Annotated in this window: 8 protein-coding genes; 3 read left to right on the top strand and 5 right to left on the bottom strand. The window is 66.9% G+C overall.

Annotation, left to right across the window (positions count from 1 at the left end):
• Together WBV89_RS04730 and WBV89_RS04725 are read left to right on the top strand one after the other, a co-directional pair.
• Positions 1-1,116 (top strand): DUF389 domain-containing protein (locus tag WBV89_RS04730; protein ID WP_423980185.1); only part of this gene is annotated, 1,116 nt, incomplete at its 5' end.
• Between the two features lie 75 nt (positions 1,117-1,191).
• On the top strand, positions 1,192-1,833 hold the full coding sequence (locus WBV89_RS04725) for a class I SAM-dependent methyltransferase (protein ID WP_423980184.1): 642 nt from the start codon (positions 1,192-1,194) through the stop codon (positions 1,831-1,833).
• Between the two features lie 31 nt (positions 1,834-1,864).
• Here the strand turns inward: WBV89_RS04725 and WBV89_RS04720 are convergent, their stop codons facing one another.
• Complete coding sequence (locus tag WBV89_RS04720) at positions 1,865-2,452, bottom strand: YdeI/OmpD-associated family protein (RefSeq protein ID WP_423980183.1); 588 nt, start codon at positions 2,450-2,452, stop codon at positions 1,865-1,867.
• Between the two features lie 15 nt (positions 2,453-2,467).
• Positions 2,468-3,430: an SDR family NAD(P)-dependent oxidoreductase gene (locus tag WBV89_RS04715; protein ID WP_423980182.1), complete on the bottom strand. Its 963-nt coding sequence runs from the start codon at positions 3,428-3,430 to the stop codon at positions 2,468-2,470.
• A 68-nt stretch (positions 3,431-3,498) separates the two neighbouring features.
• On the opposite strand from WBV89_RS04715, the gene WBV89_RS04710 reads away from it, so the two are divergent.
• Complete coding sequence (locus WBV89_RS04710) at positions 3,499-4,971, top strand: aromatic ring-hydroxylating oxygenase subunit alpha (protein WP_423980181.1); 1,473 nt, start codon at positions 3,499-3,501, stop codon at positions 4,969-4,971.
• 42 nt (positions 4,972-5,013) lie between these two features.
• On the opposite strand, the gene WBV89_RS04705 is transcribed toward WBV89_RS04710, so the two are convergent.
• From WBV89_RS04705 to WBV89_RS04695, 3 genes are all read right to left on the bottom strand, one after another.
• Positions 5,014-6,357: a serine hydrolase domain-containing protein gene (locus WBV89_RS04705; protein ID WP_423980180.1), complete on the bottom strand. Its 1,344-nt coding sequence runs from the start codon at positions 6,355-6,357 to the stop codon at positions 5,014-5,016.
• Positions 6,357-8,087 (bottom strand): serine hydrolase, encoded by a 1,731-nt coding sequence (locus tag WBV89_RS04700; protein ID WP_423980179.1) that lies wholly within the window; start codon positions 8,085-8,087, stop codon positions 6,357-6,359. The genes WBV89_RS04705 and WBV89_RS04700 overlap by 1 nt, the downstream gene beginning before the upstream one ends.
• A gap of 134 nt (positions 8,088-8,221) precedes the next feature.
• Positions 8,222-8,518 carry a hypothetical protein gene (locus WBV89_RS04695; RefSeq protein ID WP_423980178.1) on the bottom strand — a complete coding sequence of 99 codons (297 nt, stop codon included), beginning with the start codon at positions 8,516-8,518 and terminating at the stop codon, positions 8,222-8,224.
• Positions 8,519-8,548 lie beyond the last annotated feature (30 nt).

The raw sequence follows: 8,548 nt of genomic DNA, 5'->3' as shown, positions 1-8,548 counted from the left end.
CGCAAGGACGTCTCGTCGTCGCTGCCGGGCGTGGCGGTCGCCGTCGCCCTCGTGCCCCCGCTGGCCGTCGTGGGGATCACGATCGAAGCCGGCCGCTTCACCCTCGCCCGGGGTGCACTCCTGCTGTACGTGACCAACCTCGCGGCAATCGTCCTCGTCGCATCGATCGTGTTCGTCGCCACCGGCTTCGTCCCACCCCGGCGGCTGGCGACCACGTACCGGAGGACCACCGCCGTCGGTGCCGCCGTCGCGATCATCGTCGTGGCGATCGCGATCCCGCTCATCCAGGCGTCGCGATCGGCGGCCGAGGCAACCGCTCGCAAGCTCCGCGCGGCCGAGATCGTCGACGAGTGGCTGGGCCCGATTGAACCGACCGACCCGCCGACGATCGACTTCAACGACCGACGCATCCAGGTGCGGGTCCGCAGTTTCGAACCACCTCCCGATGACGACCCGCTGACCGAGGTCATGCAGGCGCGCTTCGGAACCGACCGGATCGTGTCGCTCGAATGGGAGCGGCTGACCCGTTTCGAGACGACCACGACCATCGCTCCCACGACGACCATCCTGAGCGACGCCGAACGGCTCAACAACGATGTCGAGCAGATCGTCGACGAGTGGCTGCAGGAAGGCGAGTTCGAGGGGATCCGGCGGGTGGATGCGCTGGTGATCGGAGATGGGGTGGTCCGCGTCGACGCGAGCGGGGTCGGCGACACGCCACCTCTCGCCGACCTCACGGCCCGCCTCGACGAAACCCTCGACGAGACGCTCGAGGTGCAGTTGACCTGGGTCGAACGTCAGAACGTGAGCGCCCCGAACGTACCGTCGCCCGACGATCTCCTGACCGAGCAGATCGTCGAGATCACCAACGGCTGGGCCGATGACAACGCGGTGACCGTGTTGACCGTCGACTACGAGAATCTCGAAGCGGCCGTCCAGGTCGCGGGCGAGGTGCGACCCGACGCGACCGATCTCGTCGCCGACATCGAGAGCCTGCTGCCCGACGACGCGACCGTCACGATCCTCTTCGTCCAGCGCTTCGACATCACCACGACGACGACGACCACCACCACGACCACGACGACCGTTGCCCCAGCGCCGACGACCCCGTCCTGATCACCGCGGGCCTGATCGACGCGGTCCTGATCGAGTCGTGCGCGCGGGTCTCGACCGCACGGTTGAATGCAGGGCGTGGACGTTCATCTGGTCGAACTCGCCGATCATCCCGGTGCCACCGAGCCCGAACCGTTCGCCGGACCGGATCACCCCATGCGCCGTCTCACCCGCGCCACTGCGTTCGGAGGTCCGTGGACCGACGAGGATGCTGCGCGCGTACAGAAGATCTTCGACGGACTCGCTCCGACGTGGAGCGCAGATCACGTCGATCCGACGAAGAACGCACCGATCGCCGATGCACTCGATCGAGGTGGCGTGCCGGTCGACGCCGACTGGCTCGAGGTCGGGTCCGGGACCGGTGCCGGCGCGCGCATCGTGGCGCCGTCGGTCGGCTCGCTCGTCTGTTGCGATCTCTCCGCCGAGATGCTGCGCCACGCCCCCGACCTCGCCCCGCGCGTTCGGGCCGACGCTTCGACGCTCCCGTTCAGCGATCGATCGTTCGACGTGGTCCTGCTGGTCAACATGCTGCTCTTCCCGGCCGAGGTCGATCGAGTGCTCCGGTCCGAGGGCGCCGTGGTCTGGGTCAACACCCTTGGCGATCAAACCCCGATCCATCTGCCGCCGAGCGACGTGATCGATGCACTGCCCGGGGTGTGGACCGGAATGACCGCCGCCGCGGGGACCGGCTTCTGGTTGACCGCACGTCGCGCGTTCTGACGACCCATCGGCCCGATCCGTGCCGTCCCGATCAGTACGGGGGCTTGACACCCGCCGCGAGTCGCTCGACCGAGATCGCGATCCACTTCGCGCGGGTCTCGGGCCGCTTCGTCAAGTAGATCTTGGTCAGCACGGACTTGCGTTGCGCGGCCGTCAATCCCTCGAAGAACACGCGGGCGGCCGTGGCGTTCGCGAACGCTGCCGACAGGTCATCGGGAACGATGCCTTCCTCCGCCGCGGTGAGGAGATCCCAGGAGCCGTCAGCACGTGCCCGTTCGACCACTGCTCTCCCGGCGTCCGTCATCAGTCCCTGCGCCTCGAGATCGACGATCTTCGCCTTGTTCACTCGCGACCACATGCTCCCCGCCTTCCGGTGGGTGACGTACTGGACGTGGGACCGGTCGTCGACGGACTGGACCTTCGTGTCGATCCATCCGAAGCACAGGAGCACGTCGACCGCCTCGCTCCAGCTCACCGACGGGCGACCCGATCCGACCTTCCAGTAGTGGATCCACACACCGTCGGCCGACTCGTGGTTCTCCTCGAACCAGGAGCGCAACTCGTCGCGGTCCACCGCTTCGATCGTGTCGTGAGCGTCGTCGGGCCAGCGCAGTGCCATCGGTCGTTCCGCCGATCAGACGGTCGCGAGGAGTTCCATCGAACGAACCCAGAGGTCGGCGGCACGTTCGGGGTCGACGGCGTTCGCGAGGACCCCGTCGTTCTCCGCACGACCCGGCGCGACGACGGTCGCTTCGTGACAGTTCTCGCAGTAGACGCCTCCACGATCGGCGAAGTCGGGGGTCGTCGCCGCCCAGACCGTCGTCGCGGCGCCCTGCGGAATCGACTTCCACTCGAAGCCTCCGGGATTGCTCTGCACGATCCGGTTCTGGATCTCGGCGACGAGTTCGGGGGTCATGTGCCGTCCGAGGTCGGTGTGGATACCGCCGGGGTGGACGGCCAGGCTGTGCACGCCGAGCGGCCCGAGGCGCCGCTCCAGTTCGACCGTGAACAGGACGTTGGCGGTCTTCGACGCGCCGTATCCGAGCCACGGGTCGTAGGCGCGATGCTCGAAGGCGAGATCGTCGAGATCGACGTCGCCGAAGCGATGTCCGGCCGAGGAGAGGTTGACGATCCGGCCGCCGCCGTCGCGGGTGAGCAGGTCCATGAGAGGAACCGTCCATGCCATGTGGCCGAGATGGTTCGTCCCGATCTGGGTCTCGAAGCCGTCGCTCGTGTGCCCGAACGGAGTGCACATCACGCCCGCATTGTTGATCAGCAGATCGAGTCGGTCGACCGAGGTGAGCACCTCGAGCGCGGCTCGGCGACAGCTCGCGACATCGGCGAGGTCGAGAACGATGGTCGCCAGCGATGCCTCGGGCTGATCCGCCCGGATCGTCTCGACGGCCGCCGCGAGCTTGTCGGCGTCGCGCGCCGCGAGGATGACGTGTGCGCCCTTTGATGCGAGCGCGCGAGCGGTCTCGAGGCCAAGCCCGCCCGACCCACCGGTCACTGCGGCGATGCGCCCGGACAGGTCGATCCCGGCGAGGACCTCGTCGGTGGTCGAGGTGGCATCGAACGCGACTGACGGGTTGACCATGACGGCACGGTAGGCGACGCCTCCGCTTCGGCTCTACGCAGCCGACAGGTGACCGCGAGACTGCTGCCATGACCGCAACCGAGAACGAACGTGTCACCCCGGTCTCGATCGGCGAGGCGCGGAGCAGCGGCCCGTCGGTCCAGGACTTCCTCGCCGCCGACAGCCGAACCGTCCCCGAGTCGCTGCTCGACCACAGTTCGGCTCCCCAGGGCGCAGTCGACATCCCACGTTTGAGATACATCGACCCGGCTTTTGCCGAACTCGAGAACGAGTACCTCTGGACCAACACGTGGCAGATGGCGTGCATGGAGGTCGATCTGCAGAACCCCGGCGACCATGTCGTGTACGACGTGGGCGACCAGTCGCTGATCGTGACCCGCACCAAGGACGGGTCGATCAAGGCGCTGCACAACTCGTGCCTGCACCGCGGAACGAAGCTGCGCACGGACGGGGGTCGCGTCGCGTCGTTCCGGTGCCCGTTCCACGGTTGGCGCTGGGATCTCGACGGCAATCTCGTCGAACTTCCCGCCGAGTGGGACTTCCCTCAGGTCTGGGACCAACCCGATTCGTGTCTGCCGGAGGCGGCCGTCGCGACGTGGCAGGGGTTCGTGTTCGTCAACATGGCGGAGGACCCCCAGACCTTCGAGACCTACGCCGACAAGCTGATCGAGCACTTCGATCGCGACTTCGCGATGGCCGATCGGCATCGCGCGTTCTGGGCGACCAAGGAGGTCCCGGCGAACTGGAAGGTGTGCATGGAGGCGTTCGCCGAGGGCTACCACGTCATCGCGACGCACCCGCAGATCCTCGAGTTCACGGCCGACGAGAACAGCGAGTACTCGATCTGGCCCGACTCCCCGAACGTCACCCGGTTCATCAACGGCTTCGGCGCCCAGAGCCCGCACCTCGCGGAGATGACCCCGCAGCAGGTCGTCGACGCGTACATGGCATTTGCCGCCAACTCGCCGAAGGGCAAGCTGCCCGAGGGAATGAAGATCGACGTGCCCGACGACGCGAACCCGCGCGCCATCGTCGCGGGGATGTTCCGCCAGGCGATGCAGGCGCGCTACGCAGCCGACCTGAGCGATCGTGCCGACTCCGAGTTGCTCGACGCCGTGCTGTACCACCTGTTCCCGTCGTTCGCCCCGTGGGCCGGCGTCGGCCAGTCGCTCGTCTACCGCTGGCGTCCCGGCTCAACGCCCGACACCTGCTTCATGGATGTCATCCGGTTGGCGCCGAATCCCGACTCGGGTGAGGTTCCCGACGCCGCTCCGCAGCAGGTGCTCTCGCTCGAACAGAGCTGGCACGAGGCCGACGAGATGGGTGCGTTGGCCGACGTGTTCGAACAGGACATGGCGAACCTGCCGCGCGTCCAGGCCGGCCTGAAGTCGAAGGGGAAGAAGGGCGTCAGCTTCGGGCTGTACCAGGAGACCCGGATGCGGATGCACCATCGGATGATCGACGGCTACATCGACGCCGGTCTCGTACATGACGGCCGCGACGCCGGCGAACTCGACCGCTGGCGAGTCCCCACCGACTGATGCACATCGGTGCCAGGCACCAACGTGCATGTACGCGACGGGTCAGCGGCCGGGGACGTTGTCGGGCGTGAGCTGCTCGGCGATCGCGGCCCAGATCGCCATCGCGTGGTTCACGTCGCTGTCGGTGTCGGGTCCGGCAACCGTCTGAATCGCCACGGCGAGATCGTCGTCGGGGAACGAGGCGTTCACACCGCCCGCTCCGCCGAAGAGTGGCGCCTGCGCCACCCAGTCGCTGAACATCAGCACGCCGAGGCCGTAGAAGGTGTCGGCGGTCAGCTCGCGACACGCCCCCTCCGGACAGGTGTCGGGCGGCGGGTCGAGATGCACCACGTCGTCGCCGACGAACAGCTCGTAGGACTCTCCGCTCAGCAACGCTCCCGTACCGATCGCCGCCGCGGAGACCACGAGGTCACACACGTTGCTCGTGACGATTCCACCGGGAGCGGTCTGCCACGACGGATTCCAGAACGTCGTCTCCTCGAACACTTCACGTTCGGACGAGTAGGTGTGGAACACGGGCTGCGGCAGTGCCGGTGTCGATGCGGTTGCGGTGGCGGGCAGTCCGATCGGATCGATGATCCGTTCCTGGAGCAGGTTCCCGAGTTCGTCACCGCCGATGCTCTCGAGCGCCTCGCCGAGGATGACGTAGTTGGTGTGCGAGTAGTTCCAGGCCGTTCCGGGCTCGTAGTACGGGTCCGACTCGAACGCGAGGGTCAGCAGTTCCTCGGGCGGAAAATCGCGGAACGGGTCGGCGTCGAACCGATCGCCGAACTCCGTGGTGGGGACATAGTCGGGGTATCCCGACGTGCTGCGGACGAGCATCTCGAGGGTCACCTCGTCGGCGTTCGGAACATCGAGCTCGGGAAGCCACGTACTGATCGGATCGTCGAGTTCGGCGAGCCCGTCCTCCACCAACAGCAGGAGCAGTGTCCCCATGTAGCCGAACGCGACGTTGCCGGTCCGGAAGTGCATCGTGGCGTCCGCCGGTGATCCGACCATCGAGTCACCGATCGCGCCGGTGGCGACGAGCTCGTCGCTGCGGGTGATCCGATACACGACCGACCCGAGGTCGAGCTCGTCGTACAACGCGGCAACCGTCGCATCGAGCTGTGCCGCCTCGTCCGCGTTCGCGACCTCGTCGGTCAGGCAGGTCGACTCATCCGACCCATCCGACTCATCCGACCCATCCGACTCATCCGACCCATCCGACTCATCCGACTCGTCCGACTCATCCGGCTCCGACGACGGGGACGTGCCCGACGTTCTCGCGAGATCGTCGGTGGCGGACGTCGTGGATGTCGCGTCATCGCTGCCGCCACACGCAGTCGCTGCGAACAGCGCAGCGACGAGCGATGCGGTTCCGATCCGTCGTCGGACGTTCTTCATCAGCGGCTCTCCCAGGTACCCAGACCGGACTGATCGTAGAACTCCGACGTGACCGACACGGCCTGCTCGCCATCGACCTCGAAGGTGATGCCGGTCGGACCCGTGCCGTTCTCGCCGGGAGGACTGAACAGGAACGTGTCGCCGTCGTACGGCTCGAGTTCGAACGTCATCGCGTCCGGTCCGAGCGTCATCACGAGCGCGTCGGCGTCCTGCGTGACCTCCATCGGCCCGTAGTAGTCGTTGTCGTAGATGCCGACGTAGAGATCGGCAGGACCAGCAGGGGACGGGTCCGACGGCACCTCGCTCCAGTCGGTCGGCAGATCGGGATCGAACAGGCCGGCGAAGAGCGCCGAGTAGCCCGCGAACCAGTCCCGCGAAACCTCGCCGTCGACGATCAGATCGACGATCGATTGGGACACGGCTTCGGCCGCGCCGACCGGCGCGCCGTTGGTGATCACCGAGAGACCGAGCTGCTGTCCCGGCACCATCACGTAGTTGGTTCCCGTACCGAGCAGGAACGCTCCCGAGTGCGACCACCGCACGAATCCGTCGTCACCGACGCCGACCCCCATGCCCAAGCCGTAGAGGCCCGAATGCGAGCTCGGAGACCCGGGCGGGTTCGAGAGGCTGTGCGGGGTCTGCATCGCGAGCAGCGCGTCGGCGTCGATCACCGGTTGACCGTTGAAGTCACCCTCGGCCAGTTGGAGCCGCATCCAGTTCGCGAGGTCGGTGGCCGTCGAGGACACCCCACCCGCCGGCGTCTGCGGGTCGGGGTTGCGTTGTTCACCGACGACGAAGTTCCCTTCGGCATCGAGCCCGTGCGGGACCGCTCGATCGGTCGCTGTGATGTAGTCGTCGAAAAGCGCGGAGGAGTTGGTCATCCCCGCTGGTTCGAAGAGCTGCTCGTCGATGACGACGTCCCACGGTTCACCCGCGGCAGCCGCCGCCGATTCGGCGCCGGCGGTCAGACCGAAGTTCGTGTACTGATGCTGCGCCCGGAATGGATCCAGCGGCTCCTGGGCGAGGCGATCGAAGATCTCGTCGCGATCGAAACCGAGGTCCTCGAGCAGGTCACCCGCATGCGGCGGGAGCCCACTGCGGTGGGTGAACATGTCGGCGATCGTCACGTTCTCGGTGACGTACGGATCCGACAGCTCGAAGTCGGGGAGATGGTCGACGACCGGTTCGTCCCAGTCGACGTCGCCCTCCCCCACGAGGCCCGCCACCGCCGTCGCACTCAGGGACTTCGACAACGAGGCGATCTGGAAGACCGTGTCGGGGCCGACCGGTTCGTCGCCGCCCACCTCGCGAACACCGAATCCGTCGGCGAAGACGACGTCGTCCTCGAACACGACGCTGACGGCCAATCCGGGCACGCCGCTGGCCTCGAGGATTGCCTCGACCTCGCCGGGGATCTGCTCCAGCGCACGATCGACGTCATCGCTGGTGACGGTCTGAGCGGGGTCGCCGGGTGGTCCCTGAGCGACGGGCGCATCGGCTGCGGACGCTTCGCCATCCACATCGCTGCCGACCGGGGTGGGCTCGGTTGCTTCGGTCGAGTCGGTCGCTTCGTCGGTGGAGACCACAGCATCACCGGTCGATTCCGGCTCGGTGGCAGCGGCCGCGTCATCGGCATCGTCCGAACCGGTGCACGCCACGGTCGTCAGCGCCACGACAGCGGCGACCGTTCCGTTCCGGAGCGCGCGAGTGAGCGTCATCGATCGGGTCATGAGGGCAAGGTAGCCAGTCTGCTCACCGCCCACGGCACCCAACCGCGGCGGCCCGATGACCCCACCGCCTCCGGCCCGAAAACCACGAAGGCCCCCGGATCACTCCGGGGGCCTTCGTCCGATTTTCGACTCGCTCAGGCGTCGGCTTGCGCCGGCTCTTCCTCGCGTGGTTCGGGTGCTTCACCCAATCCCATCTTGTGGAAGATCTCCGCCTTGCGGTACTCGAAGTCATCTTCTCCGACTTCGCCCGCTGCGAACTTCTCGTTGAGGATGCGGAATTCCTCGAGCAGCGCGTCCTCGTCAGGACCGTCGTCAGTCTCTTCGGCCTTGGCCGCACTGCGACCGTGTCGAATTGCCTGCTTCTCGGCCTTACGTTCCTTCTTGCGAAGTTCACGCTGCCGCTTCTGGTAACTCTGCGGGCTTGATGCCATGCAGAACCGCCTCCTTCTCAGATTGCTGAA

The organism is Ilumatobacter sp., from assembly GCF_049588435.1.
Classification (GTDB): Bacteria; Actinomycetota; Acidimicrobiia; order Acidimicrobiales; family Ilumatobacteraceae; genus Ilumatobacter_A.
This window is presented reverse-complemented; position numbering and strand designations above follow the sequence as displayed.